This is a genomic window from Curtobacterium flaccumfaciens (assembly GCF_051548005.1).
GTDB lineage: Bacteria > Actinomycetota > Actinomycetes > Actinomycetales > Microbacteriaceae > Curtobacterium.
In genome coordinates this window covers 1-21,804 of sequence record NZ_JBPUGH010000008.1, presented here as the reverse complement: position 1 = coordinate 21,804, position 21,804 = coordinate 1, and the positions used below count along the sequence as shown (strand labels likewise).

At 68.6% G+C, this 21,804-nt stretch carries 20 protein-coding genes; 6 read left to right on the top strand and 14 right to left on the bottom strand.

Annotation, left to right across the window (positions count from 1 at the left end):
* Positions 1 to 214 precede the first annotated feature (214 nt).
* The 3 genes from ACSW7Y_RS02320 to ACSW7Y_RS02310 all read left to right on the top strand — a co-directional run bounded on the left by ACSW7Y_RS02320 (position 215) and on the right by ACSW7Y_RS02310 (position 3,708).
* Positions 215 to 1,387, top strand: a complete 1,173-nt coding sequence (locus tag ACSW7Y_RS02320) for a hypothetical protein (protein ID WP_438124739.1) — start codon at positions 215 to 217, stop codon at positions 1,385 to 1,387.
* Positions 1,387 to 3,114, top strand: a complete 1,728-nt coding sequence (locus ACSW7Y_RS02315) for an FtsK/SpoIIIE domain-containing protein (RefSeq protein WP_438124738.1) — start codon at positions 1,387 to 1,389, stop codon at positions 3,112 to 3,114. The genes ACSW7Y_RS02320 and ACSW7Y_RS02315 overlap by 1 nt, the downstream gene beginning before the upstream one ends.
* A 354-nt stretch (positions 3,115 to 3,468) precedes the next feature.
* A complete protein-coding gene (locus ACSW7Y_RS02310) occupies positions 3,469 to 3,708 on the top strand; it encodes a hypothetical protein (protein WP_438124737.1) in 240 nt (79 codons plus the stop codon).
* 80 nt (positions 3,709 to 3,788) lie between these two features.
* Here ACSW7Y_RS02310 and ACSW7Y_RS02305 read toward each other — a convergent pair whose 3' ends face one another.
* From ACSW7Y_RS02305 to ACSW7Y_RS02295, 3 genes are all read right to left on the bottom strand, one after another.
* The gene (locus ACSW7Y_RS02305) at positions 3,789 to 4,289 is read right to left on the bottom strand and encodes a hypothetical protein (RefSeq protein WP_438124736.1); all 501 of its coding nucleotides are present in this window, start codon (positions 4,287 to 4,289) and stop codon (positions 3,789 to 3,791) included.
* 302 nt (positions 4,290 to 4,591) lie between these two features.
* A complete protein-coding gene (ychF, locus tag ACSW7Y_RS02300) occupies positions 4,592 to 5,665 on the bottom strand; it encodes a redox-regulated ATPase YchF (RefSeq protein ID WP_438124735.1) in 1,074 nt (357 codons plus the stop codon).
* Between the two features lie 176 nt (positions 5,666 to 5,841).
* The gene (locus tag ACSW7Y_RS02295; protein WP_438124734.1) at positions 5,842 to 7,077 is read right to left on the bottom strand and encodes a multidrug effflux MFS transporter; all 1,236 of its coding nucleotides are present in this window, start codon (positions 7,075 to 7,077) and stop codon (positions 5,842 to 5,844) included.
* A 46-nt stretch (positions 7,078 to 7,123) separates the two neighbouring features.
* On the opposite strand from ACSW7Y_RS02295, the gene ACSW7Y_RS02290 reads away from it, so the two are divergent.
* The 3 genes from ACSW7Y_RS02290 (at position 7,124) to ACSW7Y_RS02280 (ending at position 9,256) form a co-directional block, all read left to right on the top strand.
* Positions 7,124 to 7,564 (top strand): MarR family winged helix-turn-helix transcriptional regulator, encoded by a 441-nt coding sequence (locus tag ACSW7Y_RS02290; RefSeq protein ID WP_438124733.1) that lies wholly within the window; start codon positions 7,124 to 7,126, stop codon positions 7,562 to 7,564.
* 161 nt (positions 7,565 to 7,725) lie between these two features.
* Positions 7,726 to 8,364, top strand: coding sequence for an exonuclease domain-containing protein (locus tag ACSW7Y_RS02285; RefSeq protein WP_438124732.1), 639 nt, complete (start codon positions 7,726 to 7,728; stop codon positions 8,362 to 8,364).
* Between the two features lie 133 nt (positions 8,365 to 8,497).
* Positions 8,498 to 9,256, top strand: a complete 759-nt coding sequence (locus ACSW7Y_RS02280) for a GntR family transcriptional regulator (protein ID WP_438124731.1) — start codon at positions 8,498 to 8,500, stop codon at positions 9,254 to 9,256.
* Between the two features lie 127 nt (positions 9,257 to 9,383).
* Here the strand turns inward: ACSW7Y_RS02280 and ACSW7Y_RS02275 are convergent, their stop codons facing one another.
* From ACSW7Y_RS02275 to iolC, 11 genes are all read right to left on the bottom strand, one after another.
* Positions 9,384 to 9,788 carry a tautomerase family protein gene (locus ACSW7Y_RS02275; RefSeq protein ID WP_438124730.1) on the bottom strand — a complete coding sequence of 135 codons (405 nt, stop codon included), beginning with the start codon at positions 9,786 to 9,788 and terminating at the stop codon, positions 9,384 to 9,386.
* Positions 9,789 to 9,913: 125 nt separating this feature from the next.
* Positions 9,914 to 11,119, bottom strand: coding sequence for a Gfo/Idh/MocA family protein (locus ACSW7Y_RS02270; protein WP_438124729.1), 1,206 nt, complete (start codon positions 11,117 to 11,119; stop codon positions 9,914 to 9,916).
* Positions 11,116 to 12,228: a transaldolase family protein gene (locus ACSW7Y_RS02265; protein ID WP_438124728.1), complete on the bottom strand. Its 1,113-nt coding sequence runs from the start codon at positions 12,226 to 12,228 to the stop codon at positions 11,116 to 11,118. The genes ACSW7Y_RS02270 and ACSW7Y_RS02265 overlap by 4 nt, the downstream gene beginning before the upstream one ends.
* The gene (locus ACSW7Y_RS02260; protein ID WP_438124727.1) at positions 12,225 to 13,094 is read right to left on the bottom strand and encodes a sugar phosphate isomerase/epimerase family protein; all 870 of its coding nucleotides are present in this window, start codon (positions 13,092 to 13,094) and stop codon (positions 12,225 to 12,227) included. Before ACSW7Y_RS02260 ends, ACSW7Y_RS02265 begins: the two co-directional genes overlap by 4 nt.
* Positions 13,095 to 13,097: 3 nt before the next feature.
* Positions 13,098 to 14,162, bottom strand: a complete 1,065-nt coding sequence (locus tag ACSW7Y_RS02255) for a Gfo/Idh/MocA family protein (protein WP_438124726.1) — start codon at positions 14,160 to 14,162, stop codon at positions 13,098 to 13,100.
* A 40-nt stretch (positions 14,163 to 14,202) separates the two neighbouring features.
* Entirely contained in the window at positions 14,203 to 15,129 is a 927-nt protein-coding gene (locus ACSW7Y_RS02250; RefSeq protein ID WP_438124725.1) for a sugar phosphate isomerase/epimerase family protein, read from the bottom strand.
* Positions 15,130 to 15,161: 32 nt separating this feature from the next.
* Entirely contained in the window at positions 15,162 to 17,087 is a 1,926-nt protein-coding gene (iolD, locus tag ACSW7Y_RS02245; RefSeq protein WP_438124724.1) for a 3D-(3,5/4)-trihydroxycyclohexane-1,2-dione acylhydrolase (decyclizing), read from the bottom strand.
* Entirely contained in the window at positions 17,084 to 17,992 is a 909-nt protein-coding gene (gene iolB, locus ACSW7Y_RS02240; RefSeq protein WP_438124723.1) for a 5-deoxy-glucuronate isomerase, read from the bottom strand. Before iolB ends, iolD begins: the two co-directional genes overlap by 4 nt.
* A gap of 8 nt (positions 17,993 to 18,000) precedes the next feature.
* The gene (locus tag ACSW7Y_RS02235; protein ID WP_438124722.1) at positions 18,001 to 19,512 is read right to left on the bottom strand and encodes a CoA-acylating methylmalonate-semialdehyde dehydrogenase; all 1,512 of its coding nucleotides are present in this window, start codon (positions 19,510 to 19,512) and stop codon (positions 18,001 to 18,003) included.
* Entirely contained in the window at positions 19,509 to 20,537 is a 1,029-nt protein-coding gene (locus ACSW7Y_RS02230; protein WP_438124721.1) for a class I fructose-bisphosphate aldolase, read from the bottom strand. Before ACSW7Y_RS02230 ends, ACSW7Y_RS02235 begins: the two co-directional genes overlap by 4 nt.
* Positions 20,530 to 21,555 carry a 5-dehydro-2-deoxygluconokinase gene (gene iolC, locus ACSW7Y_RS02225; RefSeq protein WP_438124720.1) on the bottom strand — a complete coding sequence of 342 codons (1,026 nt, stop codon included), beginning with the start codon at positions 21,553 to 21,555 and terminating at the stop codon, positions 20,530 to 20,532. Before iolC ends, ACSW7Y_RS02230 begins: the two co-directional genes overlap by 8 nt.
* Positions 21,556 to 21,804: the final 249 nt, after the last annotated feature.

Here is a 21,804-nt window from a genome sequence, read left to right as displayed (position 1 = left end):
TCCTCTAGGAAAGAGGGTAAACATTCATCGCGTCGAAGGCAGCCTAGAGCCGCCAGCTACTCGCGATTGTGTCGGTGCAGCGAGAAACCCCGATCGCTGCACCACGCTAGGCACCAACTCGCTCTCCCACGCCTGCCCCTACCCGTTTCGATATGGCTCCGCGCGCCGGTACCAACTCCGGCACCAGTCAGCCCACAAGACGGAGGTAGTACAGATGGGACAGACAATCACAGACAGCGGAGTGATGAACTTCCTGGAGGATGAGGAGTTCGAGGACACACCTTCAACACCTGAGCTTCCAACGGAGCAACCGCTCACCCATCCGGAACCAGCTCTCAATCAGAAGCTTCATCAGCTGGACCCATCGACAGAGACGGTCAAGATCAGCCCGGTCAAGAGGCCGAGCGGCACTCGGATCACCGAGGGCAACGCGCAGATGGTTCGCTTCCTCTCCAAGTTCCCCGGTGCTACCTCCGAAGCGCTCAGCATAATCGCGGCGCGAAAGGACCAAGCCGCAGCCGGTCAGCTCATCCTTCCAACGGTCAAGGGAACAGAAAAGAGGCTGCGCAAGATGGAAAGCCTCGGTGCCATTGAGCGCCTACGAGACGCCACATCCCAGACCGTGCAGTACAGCGCTACGCAGCTCGGGATCGACGCACTTTGGTCCTTCGGCTACAACGCGGAACACGCTGCCACGCTCCACAAGAAGGCCAAGACTCGCGCTGCTCACTACCGCTACATCGCCCATGTAGCCGCTCAGTTCGCTTCGCCTCAGGGGTTCTTCCGCGACTCACTCGGCATCGAGCCGGTGGCGCTGGAACAGCTCATCAGCGAGAACGAGATGCGTGGAGCGTACGAGCCGATCAACCTCGCGCTGAAGCAGGCAGGCAAGCAGGGGCAGAACGCCGACTACGGACGGTGGCGCAAGACCGAACTCGAAGCCGCACTCAGCGAGGCCGGAAACAAGCGGCTCGACTGGTCAGACATTGTCGAGGCACACCCAGCACTGCTCACGATGGGCCAGCCCAAGCGAACCGGTGCTATCACCAAGCCAGTGCATCAGGGCGACCTCGCGGTGATCCTCGACGGCGGTAGAACAGGCACGAAAGCTCGCAACCTCCTCGTCGAGGTCGAGCTGTCTAAGAAGAGCTGGGATGAGTACAGCAGCATTCTTGCCACGCTGAAGATGGAACTCGAACACGGCTTCATCTACTGCCGTGCCGTCTACTTCACTGTCGGTACCCAGGTCGAAACGCTGCTCCGCAAGATCGACAAGAAGTTGGGCTACGGCCTCTTCGAGTCCGGCAAGCTCAGCGTACTTCCCATCCTCAATAGGACCGGCGATCCAGTCCGCTTCGACAACCGCATCACGCTAGGAGGCTTCTGATGCTCGACAACCTCGATCCCGTCCTCACATGGTTCCAGGACAACTTCATCCTTGTCGGCTTCGTGGTGATCGCGGTGTTGGCTGCCGTCTACTTCACGGTGCGGCTCGTCGTCGTCGGCGCGGCCCGTTGGAGATACAACCGCTACAAGCATCACGGCGGCACGAGGCGAATCCTCAAGCCGTGGACCTGGTTCTCAATCCAGCACCGGGCACTGTTCAAGGCACGCATTGGTCTGCTATCCAGCTTCGTGCTTCGTGAGTTCTACGCCCCGTTCAACCTGTTCCTGGATGAGCGAGAGAAGGGACGCGTCTACTTCCGTGCGGCATGGCTCAGCGCACTGATGGACGCGGCTCGCGTGTCGGTCGCTCAGAACCGTTCGGCGATTCGCGGGAAGCACTTCCGAGTGCGGGCACAGGTCGCGAAGGCGTCGAAGCACATGCAGGTCCGCCCACTTCCCGACTCCTATCCTGTCGCGGGCGACCGCTCCCAGCACTACCAGGTGGTGCTCGATCTGAACCGGCAGAAGCGGTCGAAGGTCATCGACCTTGCCGAGAACATCCTCTCGGCGGTCGAAGGCGAGAGCATCGAAACCTACGAGCGAGGGCGCACCAACAACTCCGAGGCGTTCATTGTCCACATGGAGAAGCCAGAGAACATCCTCACGGCGCAGATCATCAAGGGCGAGGCGTTCTTCAAGGAGAACCCGGCCAAGGAGTGGAGCTCGTTCCCGATGGCGATGGACGAGTCGGGTTGCATCTGGAGCATGCCCATGACTCATGTGCTGATCTGGGGCATGACAGGCTCCGGCAAAAGCAGCCCGCTTCAGTCGACCATCATTCAGGCAGTTCCCTTCGTGGAGCGTGGCGAGGCTCTACTCTTCGGCAGCGACCTGAAGGAGACGGAGCTGCTGTCCTGGGACTACTCGACGCTGTTCAAGGACATCGCGTTCACTGCCGACGACTCCATTGCCATCATCAATATGCTCTATGAGAAGTTGGTCGAGCGGAACCGGATGAAGCGGGCGTGGTTGAGCTTCGGCGGCGATGGAAAGAAGGCCGACCTACAGCGACGGCTCCCGGCAACCAAGAGGACGCCCATGATGATCTTCGTCATCGATGAGCTGCTATCCCTGCTCTTGGAGCTTTTCCAGATGGGGCCAGAAGGCAAGGCAGCGATGGCGACGCTCGCAAAGATCATGGCGCTCGGCCGTGCCGTCGGGGTCTTCGTGGTCACTGCGACTCAGAATGTCAAGCAGGAGTTCCTTGGTCCAATGCGCGACAACTTCGTGGTGACAGTGGTGCTTCGGAACGCAGCAACTCCTGGCATGAACGACATGATGCTCGGAGAAGGATCCATCGAGCGGGGCTTCGACCCGAGGAAGATCGAGGAGAGCACCGAGGACAACGACTACAAAACCTCCGGCATCGGCTATGTCAAGGGCGAGACCGGCGATCCAAAGCTCGTTCGCTTCGCCTTCTCCGACGACGAGTACATCTCCTCGCTGGTTCGCCAGCACCCGGACCAGCGGAAGATGGCGACCCTGGAGTCCGGCGAGCTTGAGCAGATGCTCACAGCCGAGGCCGATACCGACGACGACATCAACGAGAAGCTGGCTGCCCTGTCGACGGTGGAGCGCAACGAGTTCCTGGAATCGCTGAAGGTGTTCGGGGAGAGATTCGAGGACAGCGAGGAAGACGACGGCGAGTTCGTCATCGAGGAGGTGTGATGCTCGAAAGGTGGTGACGCACAACCTCAGGGCGGCGGCTCGGCTTCGGTCGGGTCGTCGCCCTTCTTCGTGTTCGTCAGCCGGTCAACCTTGGGCAGGAATGGCGCCCTCGTGCGTCGTCATTCGAAAGCACACCCTCTCGCACAAGGTTGCCCGTAGAACGGAGAAACACAGCCCAGAGGGTCGATCCCATCGGGGCTGTAGCCTGCGCGCTCAGAAGGCAGTTTCAGCCCATCGAGCACCGGCAGGAAAAGCGGTATCCGAGTGGTGGACGCGCCGAAGGAGTTGACAGACCTAGGAAGCCATTCATGATCGATGCCAACACCACTTCCGCTCCGCTCGAAAGGCACGACCATGGCGAACACCACTCCGACCCAGGCCCCCGCTTCCAAGGCCGATGAGTTCGACCGCAAGGAGCTGACCCGGACGATCAACCGGCTGAAGCACGAGGTCGGCGGCCTCGTGGACGACGCCAACCGGTCGCGTCCGTTCTACGCCAAGAGCAAGGAGGAGGCGGCGGCGAAGCGCGACAGCGCGATCAAGGTGCTCAACGAGCTCGCCGACCGCATCGACGCCCTGAAGAAGGAGAGCTAACCGCTCCCCCGCTTCATTAAACCGCAACGCCCTCGGGAACCCGATCCCGAGGGCGTTGCTTGCGTCTGGCCGCGGTGTTACTAGTTCCCGCGCTTGGCCGCTCGTTCCTTGCGTTCAGCGTCAACGGCTTCCAGCTCCTCGTAGACATGCTCGGGAAGCTCGTTCTTGTGATTCTTCAGCAACATGGCGAGATTGGTCTTGCTCTTGCGAAGCCAGTAGTCCACAAGCGTGTACTCGCTGGCCGTCGCCGCGTCGCTGAGCTTCTTGTGCTCACCCAGAGCCACTTCGTCCTCGGTGATCTCCTTCAAGATCTCCAGGACCGCGCTGTCAACGACCTTCCGTGCGGCGTCAACTTCCTTCTGCTTCGCGTTCAGCTTCCGGTTGGCTAGCTCGTAAACCGCGACCGGGTCCAACTTCTCGAGCCTCATCAGGAGCGCGGCCTGCATCACCGGTGTGGCGAGCAGCGTGCTGATGAACTCGTCCGGCTTCGACTCCCCGCCGTGTTCCTTGTGCAGCTCGTCCGCTGTCATCAGTGAGCTTGAACCGTCTTCGATCCAGGTGACCTTGAAAGTGGCAGCCACAGCCGCTCCGTTCTTCGATGGTGAATGAAGGTTCAGCCTATCGACGGAGAAGCGCGACGACGAGGAACGCTCATGGCCGTGTCCCACTGCGCAGAGCTGCCCGCCTCGGACGCGAACAGCGTCGAGCCGCACAATCACATGGCCTCGTCAGGAGACGGGCTTAGATCGCAGGCTAGCGACGGGCAGGCGTCGAACGGACGATCGAGAAGCGCGAATCGATGACACAGGCGTGACACAGGGCGCGATTTGACAGCCCGAATCTGTGTCAGGAAACGGCCTCAGATCCGCACCAGATCAACGATCTAGTTAGCGAATCGAAACTCCACCACGTCGCCGTCCTGCATGACGTAGTCCTTGCCCTCGATCCGTGCCTTGCCGTGCGCACGGGCCTCGGCGATCGAGCCGGCCGCCATGAGGTCCTCGAACGAGATGACCTCGGCCTTGATGAAGCCCTTCTCGAAGTCGGTGTGGATGACCCCGGCAGCCTGGGGCGCCTTCCACCCCTTGCCGATCGTCCACGCCCGCGACTCCTTCGGCCCGGCCGTCAGGTAGGTCTGCAGCCCGAGGGTGTCGAACCCGATGCGCGCGAGCTGGTCGAGACCCGACTCGGTCTGGCCGGTCGACTCGAGGAGCTCCGCGGCGTCCTCCGGGTCGAGGTCGATGAGCTCCGACTCGATCTTCGCGTCGAGGAACACGGCCTGCGCGGGAGCGACGAGCGCGGACAGTTCGGCCTTGCGGGACTCGTCGGTGAGGATCGACTCGTCGACGTTGAACACGAAGATGAAGGGCTTCGCGGAGAGCAGCCCGAGTTCGGCGATCGGCGCCAGGTCGATCGAGGTCGCGGACAGCAGCGTGCCCTGCTCGAGCGCTGCCTTCGCCTCGCGAGCGGTCTCGAGCACGATCGGCTCGGCCTGCTTCAGCTTCACGGTCTTCTCGTACCGCGGCAGCGCCTTCTCGATGGTCTCGAGGTCGGCGAGGATGAGCTCGGTGTTGATCACCTCGAGGTCGTCCTTCGGCGAGACCTTGTTCGCCACGTGCACGACGTCGTCGTCGGCGAAGCCACGGACGACCTGCGCGATGGCGTCGGCCTCACGGATGTTCGCGAGGAACTTGTTGCCGAGGCCCTCGCCCTCGCTCGCACCCTTGACGATGCCGGCGATGTCGACGAACGACACGGGCGCGGGGACGGTCTTCTCTGAACCGAAGAGTTCGGCGAGCTGGTCGAGGCGCGGGTCGGGCAGGTTCACCACGCCGACGTTCGGTTCGATCGTCGCGAACGGGTAGTTCGCGGCGAGGACCTGGTTCTTGGTCAGGGCGTTGAACAGGGTCGACTTGCCGACGTTCGGGAGACCGACGATTCCGATGGTGAGAGCCACGGGATGACAGCCTACCGGCGGCTGCCCGCCGGAGCCGACCCGGGCCTCCAGTCCGGATCGCCAGGTGGCCGTGGGGACCACGGGACCCGGCCTGGAGGCGCGCCACGCGCCCGGCGGTCACGCCGCCGCCCAGAGGTGGCCGGCTCACCACCGCGTCGGCCCGGCTTCCCTGCCGCTCAGGTCCGGGGGCCGCGTGCGACGAGCAGCGCGACGAGGGCGACGACGGCCGCGGCGAGCATGACCACGGCGAGCGGAGCGGCTGTCGTCGACCCGCCGATGCTGACGAGCGGCGACACGAGGGCCGCGAGCCCGAACTGCAGCGCTCCGAGGACGGCCGACGCGCTCCCGGCGGCGGCGGGCACGGCACCGAGCGCCAGCGCGGTCGCGTTGCCGAGCACCAGGCCGAGCGAGCCGACCGCGGTGAAGAGCGGGACGGCGAGCAAGATCGCCGGTGCCGCGACGGCCACGAGGATCCCGAACACGACGGTCGACGCGAGCACGAGCACGATCCCGAGGCCGAGGACGCCTGCGACCGACCGCGTCGCGGTGAGCTTCGCGGACAGGATGCTGACTCCCATGAGCGCGAGGGCGTTGCACCCGAACGCGAGGCCGTAGCCGACCGTGCCGAACCCGATCATGTCCTGGTAGAGGAACGGCGACGCGGAGATGTACGCCATCATCACGGCGAACGCGAAGCCGAACACGGCGGTGTTCGCGAGGAAGGCGCGGGACCGCAGTGCACGGAGGCCGGAGCCGGTCCCCTGCCGTTCCGCTCGGAGCGCGTCGCGGCGTTCTCGCACGTGGGTCTCACGGACGACGGCGAGCACGGCGATCAGCATGACGACCGACAGCCCGAGGACGATCGTCAGCAGTCCGCGCCAGCCGATCGGACCGGTGAGGAGACCGCCGAGCAGCGGGGCCACGACGGGCGCCACGCCGCCGACGATCATCATGAGCGAGAACGCGCGGGCTGCGGCCGTGCCGGTGGCGAGGTCGGAGATCACGGCGCGGCTGATCACCATGCCGGCCGCTCCGCCGAGGCCCTGCAGCAGGCGGGCGACGATGAGGATGCCGATGTTCGGCGCGAACACCGCGGCGACGCTCGCGAGCACGCACAGCGCGGCGCCGGCGACGAGCGGTGGGACGCGGCCGAAGCGGTCCGAGAGGGGGCCGAAGACGAGCTGGCCGGCGGTGACCCCGACGAGGAACGCGGTGAGGGTGAGCTGCACGGCGGTGGCGCTCGCCCCGAGGTCGGTGGTCATGCGCGGGAACGCGGGCAGGTAGAGGTCGGTGGCGAAGGGGGCGACGGCGCTGAGCAGGCCGAGGACGAGCAGCAGCGCGGCGGTGATGCCCTGCCGCGTGGTCGAGGGTGACGCGGTGTGCGCGCGGACGGTTCCGGTGTCGGTGGTCATTGTTATGAAAGCATAACTGATGGTCGAGGATCGGTACAGTACGACCATGCGCTCCCCGGTGTCCGACGCCCAGCTCGCCGAGCTCGCGGACGTCGTGCTGCGGATCTCGCGCGAGATCGACCCGCACGGCGGCGACCCGCTCGACATCGTGCCGCTCACCGGCACCGAGGCCCTCGTCATGCGCTGGGTCGACCGGAACCCGGGCACCTCGCCGAGCGCCACCGCCGACGCCACCGGTCTGCGACGCAGCAACCTCAGCGCAGCGCTCCGTTCCCTCGTCGCCAAGGGGATGGTCGAGCGCCGACCACACCCGTCCGATGCCCGGACGGTGCAGCTGCTCCCGACGGAACTCGCCGCGGCGAGCATCGGACGACTGCACGCGCACTGGGTGGCGAAGCTCAGGGCGGCACTCGGCGGGGACGAGGACGGGACCGCGGAGGCCCTGGCCCTGCTGGAGCGGGTGGACGAGGGGCTGCGGCGGGGCTGAGGGGCCTGCGCGTTCCTTGCTGCGCACTCCGGCCCACGCGTTCCGGGCTGCGCGTTCCGGGCTGCGCGTTCCGGGCTGTGCGTTCCGGGCTGCGCGCGTTCCGGGCGCAACGCCGGGGCCGCACGCAGTCGATGTCGGAGCCCCGTGCGACGATCGGATGCGTGCCGTTGAACTTCACCGCGATCGACTTCGAGACCGCGAACAGCTCCCCCGCGAGCGCGTGCTCCGTCGGGCTCGTGAAGATCCGCGCCGGCCGAGTCGTCGAGCGCGCCTCGTGGTTCATCCAGCCACCGGTCGGGCACGACACCTTCCTCGAGTGGAACACCCGCATCCACGGCATCGTCGCGTCGGACGTCGTCGGTGCCAAGGGCTGGGCGGAGCAGTACGCCGACATCGTGGCGTTCGCCGACGGTGACGTGCTGGTCGCGCACAACGCACGCTTCGACATGGGCGTCATCGCCGGCGGGTGCGCCGCCACCGGGACCCCGCTGGCCGAGCACCACGCGCTGTGCTCACTGCAGGTCGCACGGAAGACCTACACGCTCGACTCCTACCGACTGCCGATGGCTGCACGGGCCGCGGGGCACGTCGGCTTCGCGCACCACGACGCCGCCGCCGACGCCGAGGCCTGCGCGGCGATCGTCGTGCACGCCGCCGAAGTCCACCGCACGGACACCGTCGAGGCCCTGGGTGCCGCGACCCGCGTGCACCTGTCCCCGGTGCGCCCGCGTGAGGAGAAGCCCCGGGCGGCCACACCGCAGCCGAAGCTCTCCCGTCGGCCGATGGTGTTCTCGGACTGAGCAGTACGGTCGGGAGCCCGACGGGTCAGGAGTTCGACGGATCGGCGTCCCCGGAGCCGACGGGGCCCGGTGGTATTGTCACGACAATCCCTGGCGGCAGCGGTGCCGCGCACGATCTCCCCGAAGGACCGCGATGACCAACGAAGGCCAGCTGCCGTCCGACCTGTTCATGGACCTGGACCGGTCGGGTCCCATGCCCCTCTACTTCCAGGTCGCGTCCCGCATCGAGGAGGCCATCCGCTCCGGCGCGATGCCTCCGGGCGCCCGGCTCGAGAACGAGATCGCGCTCGGTGAACGCCTCGGACTGTCCCGGCCGACGATCCGACGCGCCATCCAGGACCTCGTCGACAAGGGTCTGCTCGTGCGCCGTCGCGGCATCGGCACGCAGGTCGTGCACGGCCCGGTCACGCGCAAGGTCGAGCTGACGAGCCTCTACGACGACCTCGCGCAGGGATCCCAGGCGCCGACGACGAAGCTCCTCGTCCGCGACGACGTCCCCGCGACGGACGCGGTGGCCGAAGCGCTCGGGGTGGAGCCCGGCACGGTCGTCCCGCACATCCGCCGGGTCCGGTTCGCGGAGGACGTGCCGATGGCGATCCTCGAGAACTTCCTCCCGCCGGAGTTCGGCGACATCACCGACGAGGACCTCGCGGCGCACGGCCTCTACCAACTGCTCCGCGGACGCGGGGTGACGATGCGGGTCGCGAAGCAGCGGATCGGCGCCCGGGCGGTCACCGACGACGAGGCGTCGCTGCTCGAGATCGAGGACGGCGACCCCGTGCTGACGATGAGCCGGACCGCGTACGACGCATCCGGGCGAGCGGTCGAGTACGGGGTGCACTGCTACCGGCCGGACCGTTACTCGTTCGAGGTCACGCTCGTCGACAAGTAGGCGCGGCTCCGGACTCGCGACCGGGCACATCACGCCGCGCGCGCCTTGCCGAGCGGGCGGAAGGTGTCGCTCGGGATCGGCGAGCGTGACTGGAGATGCCCGCTCGTTGTGTCACCCGGGAGCCCCGTCAGGCCGACGGGACGTCGAGCTCGCCGGTGACGTACTGCGCGCGACCGAAGCCGAACGACCAGTCCTCCGGCCCGTTCTCGACGTAGCCGATGAAGACGTCCTCGCTCGCGACGCCGACCTCGGCGAGACGGTCGTGCACGGCGGCGTAGAGCGCCTGCTTCGCCTCGGAAGTGCGCCCCCGCTGCGTGAACACTTGGATCATCACGACGCCCTCGGAGCGGTCGAACCCGAGCCCGGCGTCCTCGGCGATGATCTGCTGCGCCGGGTGCTCGGTGATGACCTGGAAGCGGTCGCGCTCCGGGATGCCGTACTCGTCGACGATGGCGCCGTGGACCGCGTCGGCGATGGCTCGGACGGCCTCGGGGGTGCGCCCGGTGGTGAGGTCGATACGGACGAGCGGCATGATTTCTCCAACGGTAAGGGCTTTGTTAGGACAATCTAACAATTGTGCCTCGTCGTGACAAGCAGGAACGGACAGGAGGCGCGGTGCCAGCCTGCACCGCGCCTCCAGCCCGCCTGTCGGTGCGACTACAGCACGGGGGTCGCCGCGGGGTACGTCAGCGGCCCGTCGACGCGGGCGACCTCGTGCCAGGCACCGTCGCGGAGCGACGCCTCGGCCGCTTCGACGATGCTCGCGGCCGCCAGTCCGTCGGCGACCGACGGAGCGAGCTGCTCCCCGCGCTGCACGCTCGCCACGAACTGTGCGGCCTCGATCGTCTTGAGGTCGTCGTAGCCCATGGCCGTGCCCGCTCCCGGCTGGAAGCGCGCGAACTCGCCGTCACCGGGCGAGACGAAGTGGGTGGCGTACCCGGGCACCTCTTGGCCGTCGAGGAAGACCTGGAGCTCGTTGAGGCGCTGGAAGTCCCAACGCACCGAGCCCTTCGTCCCGTAGACCTCGAGCGCGTACTCGGCGTGCGGGCCGCGCATCACACGACTCGAGTCCATCGTGCCGACCGCGCCGTCCTCGAAGCGGAACAGCAGCGCGGCGTAGTCCTCGTTCTCCACGGGACCGTGCTCACCGGTGGCGGCAGCCGTGCGGTCGACGATCCCCTGGCCGGGCCGGGGCCGTGTCTCGATGAACGTCTCCGCGAGGGCGGTCACGCTCGCGATCCGACCCACCACGTACTGCGCGAGGTCGAGCCCGTGCGAGAGCAGGTCGCCGAGGACCCCGGACCCCGCCCGTTCGCGTTCGAAGCGCCAGGTCAGCGGGGCATCCGGGTCGGAGGAGTAGTCGGCGAGGAGCGACCCGCGGACGTTCGTGATCGTCCCGAGCCGCCCGCTCCGGACGAGCTCGCGTGCACGTTGGATCGCCGGAGCGTGCCGGTAGTTGAAGCCGACGCTCGTGATGACCCCGGCCGACCGGACCGCGTCGTGGATCTGCCGGGAGTCGCTGGCGGAGCGCCCCATCGGCTTCTCGATCCAGAACGGCTTGCCGGCCTCCGCCGCGGCGACCGCGACCTCACGGTGCAGGAAGTTCGGCGCGCAGATCGACACGACGTCGACCTCGGGATCGGCGAGCACCTCGTGGAAGTCCGCGACGGCACGCTCGTAGCCGAGCCGGGCGGTGGCCTGGTCGCGAGCGGCCTCGATCGGGTCGGCGGCGACGACGAGCCGGGGCTGCACGCCGAGCTCCGGGAAGTGGTCCGGCAGCGCACGGTAGGCACGCGAGTGCAACCGACCCATCCAGCCGACGGAGACGAGCCCGACCCCGAGCGTGTCCGTGGCGGCGTTCACGCGGCGGGGACGATGATGTCGCGGACCAGGGCGTCGAGCTTCGCGTCGGCGTCGAGGAACTGCCGGAGCGTCGTCACCGTGGCACCGAAACGGTCGAACTCGTCGATCGTCATGCCGTCGACGTCGTAGCCGCGGGCGAACTCGGGCGTCGCCGCACGGAGCGCCGCGATGACCTCGGCCGGCACCTCGTCGTCGATCGCGTCCGGACGCCACGGGAACGCGTTGTCGTTGATGTCCTTCGACCACTGGAACGGCGGCGAGACCACGAGGTCTCCGCCCTGGAACTCGGACCACTGCAGCGGGTTCCGGAACGCCGCGACGAGCACACGTGAGCGGAAGCCACGCTCCTGGAACACCCGGTAGGCGTTCTTCACCGCTGCGACCCCGGCCCACTCGAGGATGCCCGGGTCGACCATGACGTGGTCGCGCTTGACGACCGTCTTCAGCCAGTCGTCGAAGCGGCCGGCCATGAGCGTGACGACGTGGCCGAACTCCTGCTCCGGCAGCCCGTCGGCGGCCCGGCGGTCGAGGGCGCGCTCGATCGCCTCCCCCACTGCGACGACCTGCGGCACCGTGAACGACACCGTCGCGTTGATCGAGACACCGCGGTACGCCGCTTCCTCGATCGCGGCGATGCCGACCTTCGTGGCGGGGATCTTCACGATGATGTTCGGCGCGAGCCCGGAGAACCGCACGGCCTGCTCGACCAGCGCGTCCCGGTCACGGTGCAACCGCGGATCGGTCTGCATGCTGAGTCGACCGTTGCGCCCGCCGGACGCCTCGAACGCGGGCAGCAGCTGCTCGGCCGCGGCGATCGAGAGCTCCTCGACCGCCTTCCAGCCGATCCAGGACTCCCCCGCGGTCGGGTGCTCCGCGGCGATCTCGCGGATGCGGGGCACCCATCGCTCCGGGTCCTGCTGGATGCACGTGAACGCGATCACCGGGTTGCAGGTCGCGCCGACCGCGCCGTACTCGTGGATCGCGGTGGAGAGCTCGCGCGGGTCCGCCGAGTCGTTCCACAGCGCCGTGGCGGTCTGCGAGGCGGCCTGCAGCGTGACGGGTCGCACATCGGTGCCACTGGACGTCGGGGTCTCGAGGGCAGTCGTCATCGGTTCAGTCCTTTCGTGATGGCGTCGAGCTGGTACCGCGACACCTCGTCGGCGTTCTCGTCCTCGGCGAAGACGCTCGAGACCGCGACCGTGTCCGCCCGAGCGGAGAAGCCGACGCGGTCGAGCGCCGCCCAGAACGCGTCGAAGTCGACGTCGGCCTGCCCGACCGGCAGGTGCTGGTGCACGCGCGCCGTGTTGCCGGGCGGGTTCGAGATGTACCGGAGACCGTGCGACCGGCGGTGGTCGTACGCGTCCGCGACGTGCACGAGCTGCAGCGAGTCGCCCGCGGCGTCGATGATCTCGTCCATGTTGCCGCCGTAGTGGAACGTGTGGCACGCGACGTAGACGAACCCGATGCGCTTCGAGTTGAGCCCGCGGATCACCCGGAGCGCCTCGAGCCCGTCCTCGACGAAGTCGTCGGGGTGCGGGTCGATGAGCACGCGGATGTCCGACGCCTCGATGATCGGCAGGAGCTCCTCCATGGCCCAGTAGAACTGGTCCTCGGACTCCTCGGCGCGCTCCGGGCGTCCGGAGAACTCCGTGTTGATGGTGTCCACACCGAGGCGCTTCGTGATCTCGATGACGCGCTTCCACTTCTTGACCGCGGCCTCGCGGGTCTCCCGGTCGGGACCCGACCAGCGGAGCACCGGCAGCACGCTGGCGACCTGGACGCCGGCGTCACGGCTCGCGGCCGCGAACGCGTCGACGAGGTCGTCGTCGGCCTTCGGGTGTGTGTAGAAGGGGATGAAGTCCTTGTGCGGCGTCAGCTGCAGGTACTCGTAGCCGAGGTCGGCGACCTTCCGCGGGAACTCGAGCAGCGACAGGTCGTGGTGGAACGGCGTCGGGTCGAGGGCGATCTTCGGCATGCGTCAGGCCCCGGCGAGCGCCCCGGCGGTGGCACCGGTTGCGGTCTCGTAGAAGGCGGGCTTCGCGGTGGCGTAGGTCACCTGCTCCAGCGCGCCGCTCTGCTGGGCACGGACCGCGACCTCGGCGACGACGGACGCCGTGTAGCCGTCCCACGCGCTCGGCCCGTCGATCCCGCCGGCGCGTGCGGCGTCGACCCAGCGCTGGACCTCTTCGTCGTAGGCAGCGCCGAACCGCTCGACGAAGGACGGCGTGACACCCTGGCCCGAGACACCGGCGGACACGACGTTCATCGCCGTCTCCCGTCCGATGTACGCGACGCCCGACTCGAACACGGCGTCGGTCGTCACCTGGTACCCGAACTGCGCGTTGACGTTGATCTCGACGATCGCCATCGTGCCCGACGCGGTGGTGAACAGCACGAACTGCGGCTCGGGCAGGTCCGCCGGGGCGAGCGAGTTCTTCCGCGGCTTCTTCACCTCGACCGACACGATCGGCTCGCCGGTGAGGAACGGGATGATGTCGATCTCGTGGATCACGGAGTCGTGGATGAGCATCGACTCGCTGAAGTTCGGCGGCGTCGTCGGGTTGCGGTGCGCGTGGTGCAGGGCGAGCAGGGCACCGTTCGCGCCGGACTCGCGGAGGGCCTTGAGCTCCTGGTAGCCCTTGTCGAACCGACGCATGAACCCGACCTGGATCCGCGGGCGGTCGGACGTCGCCTGCTCGAGCTCGACGATGCGGAGCGAGTCCTCGGCACTCGTGGTGAGGGGCTTCTCGCAGAGCACGGCGAGACCGCGCTCGATCGCCGGGAGGAGGACCGGTTCGTGGAGGAAGCCCGGCGTCGCGACGATGACGGCGTCGATCGGTGTGGCGTCGAGGGCGTCCTCGAACGATGCGGCGGTGATCGCGCCGGGAGCCTTCTCGGCGGCGGCCGTGGCGCGCGCCGTGTCCGGGTCGACGATGGCGACGACGTCCGCGCCGGCGATGGTGGACGTGATGCGACGGACGTGGTCGCTGCCCATCGCGCCGGCACCGACGACGGCGACGCGGAGGTTCTCGGTGGTGCTCATGGGGTTCTCCTGGTTGGACGACTGGTGGTGGACGGCGCTGCTACGAGACGCGTGCGGCCGAGGTGGAGCCGAAGATGTGCTGGAAGGTTCGCTCTGCGATCGGGCCGGGGGCGTCGACGGAGCAGCCGTACATGTCCTGCTCGACGATGCCGAAGACGTCCGGGTTGATCTTCGCGACGGCCTCGATGATCGGAGCGAGTTCGGGGGTGCCGTGCGGCGGCTCGGTCATGATCCCCTGCGCGACCGCGGTGGCGAACGGCACGTCGTTCTTCAGCACGTCGAAGAGCAGCTCGGTGTCGACCTGCTTGAGGTGCAGGTAGCCGATGCGCTCCGGGTGCTCGGCGATCATCCGGAGGTTGTCGCCGCCGTAGTAGGCGAAGTGCCCGGTGTCGAGGCAGAGGTTCGTGTACCGCGGGTCGGTGACCTCGAGGAAGCGGACGGTCTCTCGGTACGTGCCGACGTGGCTGTCCGCGTGGGTGTGGAACTGCTGGTGGACGCCGAACTCCTCGAGGAGCGCCTTGCCGAGCTGGTCGTGCCCCTTGCCGAGTCGTTCCCACTGCTCGTCGGTCAGTGTGCGGGACTCGAGGACCTCCTCCGTGGCGTCCGAACGCCAGAGGTCCGGGATCGTGACGAGGTGCTCGGCGCCGAGCTTCGACGCGAGTCCCGCGACCGCGACCGCCTGGTCCCAGGCCCGCTGGAACTGGTCGTCGCCCTTGTGGAAGCCGGTGAAGACCGTGCCCGCCGAGAGCTTGAGCCCGCGGGACTCGAGCTCGTCGGACAGCTGCGACGGATCGGTCGGCAGGTACCCGTAGGGGCCGAGCTCGATCCACCGGTACCCGGCGGCGGCGGCTTCGTCGAGGAAGCGCTGCCACGGCACCTGCTTCGGGTCGTCCGGGAACCAGACGCCCCAGGAGTCGGGAGCGGTGCCGATGCGGATCGCGTCGGTGGCGGTGGCGGTGTCGGTCATGACGTCGTCGTCCTTCTTGGGGTGGAGGTGGTTCAGCCGAGCAGGGGCCGCTGGACCGCGACCTGCTGCTCGTACTCGGCGCGGGCCTGCTGGGTGCTCGGGAGGGTCGAGGTCTGAGCGACCGGGACGTCCCACCAGCCGTCGCCCTCGGGGGCGTAGACGAGCGGGTCGGAGTGCACGTGCACGAGCGTGGTGTGGTCGTTCGCCTTGGCCTGCCGCACCGCTGCCGTGAGGTCGGCGATCGCGTCCGGCCCCGGCTGGACCTCGATCACGTCGACGCCGTAGGAGCGGGCGTTCGCGGCGAGGTCGACGGGGAGCACCTCGTCGTTCTCGAACGAACCGGTCTCGTCGAGGTAACGGTACTTCGTGCCGTACCGCTCGGACCCGACGGTCTCGGACAGGTGCCCGATCGACGCGTAGCCGTTGTTCTGGATGAGGACGACGACGATCTTGATGCCCTCGGCGACGGCCGTCACGAGCTCGGTGTGGAGCATGAGGTACGAGCCGTCGCCGACCATGACGATCGCGTCGCGGTCCGGGGCTCCGCGACGGACGCCGATGCCGCCGGCGATCTCGTAGCCCATGCACGAGAACGCGTACTCGACGTGGTAGCCGAGGTCGTCCCGCACCCGCCAGAGCTTGTGGAGGTCGCCCGGCAGGGACCCGGCCGCCTGGATCACGACGTCACGCGGGTCGGTCGCGGCCTGCACCGCGCCGATGATCTCCGACTGCCCGGGGACCGCGAGTCCGGACGGCGCGAAGGCTGCGTCGACCACGGCGTCCCACTCCTGCTTCCGCTGGGCGATCTCGGCCGCGTAGCCGGCGTCGACGGCGTGGGACGAGTCGGTCGTGAGCGCCGCGGTCAAGGCGACCAGGGCCTCCCGGGCGTCCGCGATCAGCGGCAGCTGCGTGCCGTGCTTGTAGGCGTCGAACGCAGCGACGTTGACGTTGACGAACGTCACGTCGGGGTTCTGGAACGCGGTCCGCGACGCCGTCGTGAAGTCGCTGTACCGCGTGCCGATGCCGATGACGACGTCGGCCTGCGCGGCGATGGCGTTCGCGGCCGCGGTGCCCGTCGCACCGACCCCGCCGAGGTACTGCGGGTGGTCCCAGACGAGCGAGCCGCCGCCGGCCTGGGAGGTCCCGACGGGGATGCCCGTCGCCTCGACGAAGGCGGCGAGCTGCTCCGACGCGTCGGAGTACAGCACGCCGCCGCCGGCGACGATGACCGGACGCTTCGCCGAACGGATCGCCGACACCGCACGAGCCAGGGGGCCGTGCTCGGGCAGCGGACGGCGGATGTGCCACTCGCGCGGCTGCAGGAACGACACCGGGACGTCGAGCGCCTCGGCCTGCACGTCCTCCGGCAGCGCGATCGTGACGGCACCGGTCTCGGCCGGATCGGTGAGGACGCGCATCGCGGCGAGGGCGATCGAGAACAGCTGCTCGGGCCGTTCGACCCGGTCGAAGAAGCGCGACAGCGGCCGGAACGCGTCGGTGACCTGCAGCGAGGTGTCGTGCGGCATCTCGATCTGCTGCAGCACCGGATCGGTCGTCCGGGTGGCGAAGGTGTCCGACGGCAGCAGCAGCGCCGGGAGACGGTTCGTCGTCGCGAGTGCTGCCGCCGTGAGCATGTTCGCGGCACCGGGGCCCACCGAGGCCGTCGAGGCGAAGGTCGCGCGACGGCGGTGCATGCGCGCGTACCCGACGGCCTCGTGCACCATCGCCTGCTCGTTGCGCGCCTGGTGGTACGGCAGCAGACCGGGCTGCTCGACGTGGAGCTGCTTGATCGCCTGTCCGAGCCCGGCGACGTTGCCGTGGCCGAAGATGCCGAAGATCCCCGGGATGGTGCGCTCACGGACGTCGCCGTCGACGGTCCACTGGTTCGCCAGGAACTCGACGAGCGCCTGGCCGACGGTCATCCGACGCGTCTCGCCTGGCTGGCGCTGCGTGGTCATCGGACGTTCTCCTTCTCGTAGGGCAGGCGCGGGTCGAGCTGCTCGCTCGCCCATGCCTGACGGACCCAGCCGTGGGCCGGGTCGTCGGTGATGTTCCAGACGCGTTCCGGGTCCGGCCCGGCCATCACGTTGAGGTAGTACATGTCGTAGCCGGGCGCGGCGACCGCGGGCCCGTGCCACCCGTGCGGGACGAGGGCGATGTCGCCCGTGCGGACCTGCCGGAACTCGTCGATCTCGCGGTCGTCGGACGCGTACGTGCGGTGCAGCGCGAACGGGTCGGCCTCGGCCGGGACCGCGATCCCGCGTGCGACGACGTCGCGCGCGACCGCGGACTCGTAGTAGTAGATCTCCTCGAGGTTCGACTCCGCCCCGGGGACGTTCGTGTCGTGCTTGTGCGGCGGGTACGACGACCAGTTGCCGGCCGGCGTGATCACCTCGCACACGATGAACTTCGCCGCGTCGAGCGCCGCCGGGGTGCCGAAGTTGTGCACCTGTCGGCTCGACTGCCCGGCGCCGCGGAGCTCCACCGGGACGTCCTGCCGGGCGACGTACGTGCTCGGCTTGACGGTGTCGGTTGGAGCTTCCGCCACGGCGAACCGACCGTCACCGGTGATCGTCGCGGCGGTCCCGGACCCGAGGTAGAGGACGTCCGTCGGTCCCTCGAAGACACCGGAACGGCCGTCGAGGACCTGCGTGGTGCCGTCGTACGACACGGTGAAGCTGCCGGCGAGCGGCACGACCAGGCGTTCCACGGCATCGGCCGGGAGGCGCAGCTCGCCCCCGTCACGGAGGGTGCCGGTCCGCAGGCCGGTGTGCGTCCACCCCGCGATCCGTCCGTCCACCACGTCCGTCCAGCCCGCCTCGGGGCGGGTTCCGGCGGGGATGAACCAGTTGTCGTTCGTCATCGGGTGCGTCAGCCGTTCGACGGGAAGCCGAGGTTGATGCCGCCGTGGGACGGGTCCAACCAGCGCGAGGTGATGGCCTTCTGCCGGGTGAAGAAGGACACGCCGTCCGCGCCGTACGCCTTGTGGTCGCCAAACAGCGAGTTCTTCCACCCGCCGAACGAGTAGTAGGCCACCGGGACCGGGATCGGGACGTTGATGCCGATCATGCCGACCTGCACGTCACGCTGGAACCGGCGAGCGGCACCGCCGTCGTTCGTGAAGATCGCCGTGCCGTTGCCGAACGCCCCGGAGTTGATGAGCTCGAGGCCCTCCTCGTAGGACTGCACGCGGACGACGGAGAGGACCGGGCCGAAGATCTCCTCGGTGTAGACGCGGCTCGTCGTCGGGACCCGGTCGATGAGCGTCGGGCCGAGCCAGAAGCCGTTCTCGTCGCCGTCGGGTCGGACGGTGCGGCCGTCCACCACGACCACCGCACCGTCCTGCTCTGCGACCTCGATGTACGAGGCGACCTTGTCGCGGTGCTGCTTCGTCACCAGCGGACCCATGTCGCACCCGCGACGCCCGTCACCGATGCGCAGCGTCGCAGCACGCTCCGTGATCTTCTCGATGAGCTCGTCCGCGACCGGCTCGACCGCGACGACGACCGAGATCGCCATGCACCGCTCACCCGCGGAACCGAAGCCGGCGTTGATGGCGTTGTCCGCGACGAGGTCCAGGTCGGCGTCCGGCAGCACCAGCATGTGGTTCTTCGCACCGCCGAGGGCCTGCACACGCTTGCCGTGCTTCGTGCCCGTCTCGTACACGTACTGCGCGATCGGCGTCGACCCGACGAACGAGATCGACTCGACGTCCGGGCTCGTCAGCAGCCCGTCGACGCTCAGCTTGTCGCCGTTCAGCACGTTGAACACGCCGTCCGGCAGGCCCGCTTCCGTGAACTTCGAGGCCAACCAGATCGCAGCGGACGGGTCCTTCTCGCTCGGCTTGAGCACCACGGTGTTGCCGGCCGCGATCGCGATCGGCAGGAACCACAGCGGCACCATCGCCGGGAAGTTGAACGGCGAGATGATCCCCACGACACCGAGCGGCTGCCGGATCGAGTACACGTCGATGCCGGTCGAGACCTGGTCGGAGAACTCGCCCTTCATCAGCGACGGGATGTTCGTCGCGAGCTCCACGACCTCCTGCCCGCGGGCGATCTCACCGAGCGCGTCGTCGAGGACCTTGCCGTGCTCGCTCGTGATGATCTCGGCGAGCTCGGCCTTGTCGCGGTTGAGGATCTCCCGGAACGCGAACAGGATCTGCTGCCGCTTCGACAGCGACAGGTTGCTCCACGCCGGGAACGCCGCCTTGGCACTCGCGATGGCCGCCTGGATCTCGTCCTCGCTCGCGAGGGCGACCTGCTTCGTGGCGACGCCCAACGCCGGGTCGAACACGGGAGCGGTGTTGCCGGACGCGGAGGCGACGTGCGCGCCGTCGATCCAGTGCCCGACCGTCGTGGTGGTCTGCTCCGTGGTGGTCATGCGTTGCTTCCTTCCGGGATGGACGAGTCCATGGTGGTGGCGTCGGCGAGCCGCGTGTCGCGGTCGCGAGGATCTGTGGACGACCCGACCCGGGCCTCCAGGCTGTGGACGGATGCCGCGCCGGCGCCCGCCGACGCGTCCGCGTGGACGAGCCCCGCGGCCACGTCGACGGCGGCGGCGACGTCGCCGTCCGGCGGGTAGAGGAGGGTGCGTCCGACGACGAGCCCGCGGACGCCCGGGAGGGCGAGTGCGTCGGCCCACTTCGCGTACGTCTCGAGCGGACGCGCTGCCGGGTCGCCGCCGAGCAGCAGCGTCGGGAGCGTCGTCGCGGCCATGACGCGCTCCATGTCGTCGACGACGGGGATCTTCAGCCAGCTGTAGGCGCTGGACTCCCCCAGCCCTGCGGCGATCGCCATCGACGTGATGACGGCCTCCGCGCTGAGGTCGTTCACGACCTTGCCGTCGCGCCACGACGACATGAACGGCTCGAGCATGATCGGCAGTCGGAGGGCGGCCGCCTCGCTCACCGCACGTGCGGTGGCCTCGAGGGTCGGGGCGGTGCCGGCGTCCTCCAACGCGACGCGGACGAGGAGCTTGGCGAAGTCGAGCCCGTCGTCCTTGATGGCGCGTGCCGAGTAGGCCGTGTAGCGGTCGTCCATCTCGAAGGTCGCGCCTCGCAGGCCGCCGCGGTTCATCGAACCGACGACGACCTTGTCGTCGAGGGCACCGAGGAGTGCGAGGTCCTCGATGATGTCGGGCGTGCCGAGCACGCCGTCGACGCCGGGCCGGCCGAGGGCCGTCACCAGCCGTTCGAGCAGGTCGTACCGGTCGGCCATCGCGGACGCGTCGTCGCGGACGGCGAGGGCACCGCGGGCGGGGTGGTCGGCGGCGACGATGAACAGCTTGCCGTCCTCCGCGAGCAGGTCGCGCTTCCGACGGCCGTGCAGCGTCTGCCGCACGAGGTCGGGCTGGGCGGCGCGGACGTCCCGCAGGCGCCGGAAGTCGTCGGTGGTGAGCTCAGGCATCGGCCGTCTCCTCGGTGTGCGATGCGGTGGTGTGCGTGGCGCTCTCGGCCGGGTTCGACGCGATGAACCGTTCGATCTCGTCGCTCGTCGGCATCGCCGTGGAGCACTCGAAGCGGGTGGCGACGATCGCGCCGGCGGCGTTCGCGAAGGCGAGGATGCGCTCGAGGCCCCAGCCCTGCAGCAACCCGTGCGTCAGGGCGCCGCCGAACCCGTCGCCCGAGCCGAGGCCGTTCACGACGTCGATGGTGTGCGGGCGGAACTCGACGAACTCGTCCCGGGTCTTCGCCAGGACGCCCTTCGGCCCCTGCTTGACGATCGCGATCTCGACACCGCGCTCGAGCAGGGCGTCCGCCGCCCGCACCGGGTCCGTCTCGCCGACGGCGACCTCGCACTCCTCGCGGTTGCCGACGGCGACGGTGGCGTGCTCGAGGGCGACGGCGACCTCACGCGTGGCGGCGGCGGGGTTGGACCAGAACATCGAGCGGTAGTCGAGGTCCAGCACGGTGTGCGCCTTCGTGTCGCTCGTCGACGCGCTCCGGGCTTCGAGCGCCGCGTGGTGGGCGCTCCGGCTCGGCTCCTCGCTGAGCCCCGTCACGGTCGTCCAGAACACCCGGGCTCGTTCGATCTCGTGCAGCGGGAGGGACTTCGTCGTGATCATCAGGTCCGGTGCCTTCGGCGCCCGGTAGAAGTACAGCGGGAAGTCGTCGGGCGGGAAGATCTCACAGAACGCGACGGGGGTGTTCAGCCCGTCCACGGTCTCGACGAAGTCGTTCGCGACGCCGAACTCGGGCAGCGTGCGGGCGATGTAGCGGCCGAACGGGTCGTTGCCCGTGCGCGTGATGACGGCGGTGTCCGCACCGTGGCGGGCGGCCGCGATGGCGACGTTCGTGGCGCTGCCACCGACGGACTTCGAGAAGGAGGTGACGTCCTCGAGGGGGCCGGTCTGCTGCGGGTAGACGTCGACGCTGACGCGTCCCATCGTGATCACGTCGTAGGCGTGCGGTGCTTCGTTCGTCATGCGACGGGATGGACCTTCCGTGCGGCTTCATCGGCGGACGATCACGACTGTACACCTCGTTTGCCCTAATGTCATTACATAGTTGCGCGAGCCTGTCGGTGCGCATCACCGGCCTGGAGGCGCGGTGTCGGTGGGTCCTGCCAGGGTCGCGTCATGCAGATCCTCGCGCTGGTCATCGGTCTCGTCCTCGGCCTCGCCGTCGGTGCCGTCGTCGCCTGGGCGCTCGCCCGCTCGCGCGCGGGCGGCGAC

What these genes read in the sequence shown, in the direction of transcription:
- ACSW7Y_RS02310 (WP_438124737.1), top strand. Translation starts at nt 3,469, where the DNA reads ATGGCGAACACCACTCCGACCCAGGCCCCCGCTTCCAAGGCCGATGAG.
- ACSW7Y_RS02275 (WP_438124730.1), bottom strand. Translation starts at nt 9,788, where the DNA reads ATGCCGCTCGTCCGTATCGACCTCACCACCGGGCGCACCCCCGAGGCC.
- iolC (WP_438124720.1), bottom strand. Translation starts at nt 21,555, where the DNA reads ATGACGAACGAAGCACCGCACGCCTACGACGTGATCACGATGGGACGC.
- iolB (WP_438124723.1), bottom strand. Translation starts at nt 17,992, where the DNA reads ATGACGAACGACAACTGGTTCATCCCCGCCGGAACCCGCCCCGAGGCG.
- ACSW7Y_RS02260 (WP_438124727.1), bottom strand. Translation starts at nt 13,094, where the DNA reads ATGCCGAAGATCGCCCTCGACCCGACGCCGTTCCACCACGACCTGTCG.
- ACSW7Y_RS02265 (WP_438124728.1), bottom strand. Translation starts at nt 12,228, where the DNA reads ATGACGACTGCCCTCGAGACCCCGACGTCCAGTGGCACCGATGTGCGA.
- ACSW7Y_RS02295 (WP_438124734.1), bottom strand. Translation starts at nt 7,077, where the DNA reads ATGACCACCGACACCGGAACCGTCCGCGCGCACACCGCGTCACCCTCG.
- ACSW7Y_RS02320 (WP_438124739.1), top strand. Translation starts at nt 215, where the DNA reads ATGGGACAGACAATCACAGACAGCGGAGTGATGAACTTCCTGGAGGAT.
- ACSW7Y_RS02290 (WP_438124733.1), top strand. Translation starts at nt 7,124, where the DNA reads ATGCGCTCCCCGGTGTCCGACGCCCAGCTCGCCGAGCTCGCGGACGTC.
- ACSW7Y_RS02235 (WP_438124722.1), bottom strand. Translation starts at nt 19,512, where the DNA reads ATGACCACCACGGAGCAGACCACCACGACGGTCGGGCACTGGATCGAC.
- ACSW7Y_RS02315 (WP_438124738.1), top strand. Translation starts at nt 1,387, where the DNA reads ATGCTCGACAACCTCGATCCCGTCCTCACATGGTTCCAGGACAACTTC.
- ACSW7Y_RS02255 (WP_438124726.1), bottom strand. Translation starts at nt 14,162, where the DNA reads ATGAGCACCACCGAGAACCTCCGCGTCGCCGTCGTCGGTGCCGGCGCG.
- iolD (WP_438124724.1), bottom strand. Translation starts at nt 17,087, where the DNA reads ATGACCACGCAGCGCCAGCCAGGCGAGACGCGTCGGATGACCGTCGGC.
- ACSW7Y_RS02250 (WP_438124725.1), bottom strand. Translation starts at nt 15,129, where the DNA reads ATGACCGACACCGCCACCGCCACCGACGCGATCCGCATCGGCACCGCT.
- ACSW7Y_RS02280 (WP_438124731.1), top strand. Translation starts at nt 8,498, where the DNA reads ATGACCAACGAAGGCCAGCTGCCGTCCGACCTGTTCATGGACCTGGAC.
- ACSW7Y_RS02230 (WP_438124721.1), bottom strand. Translation starts at nt 20,537, where the DNA reads ATGCCTGAGCTCACCACCGACGACTTCCGGCGCCTGCGGGACGTCCGC.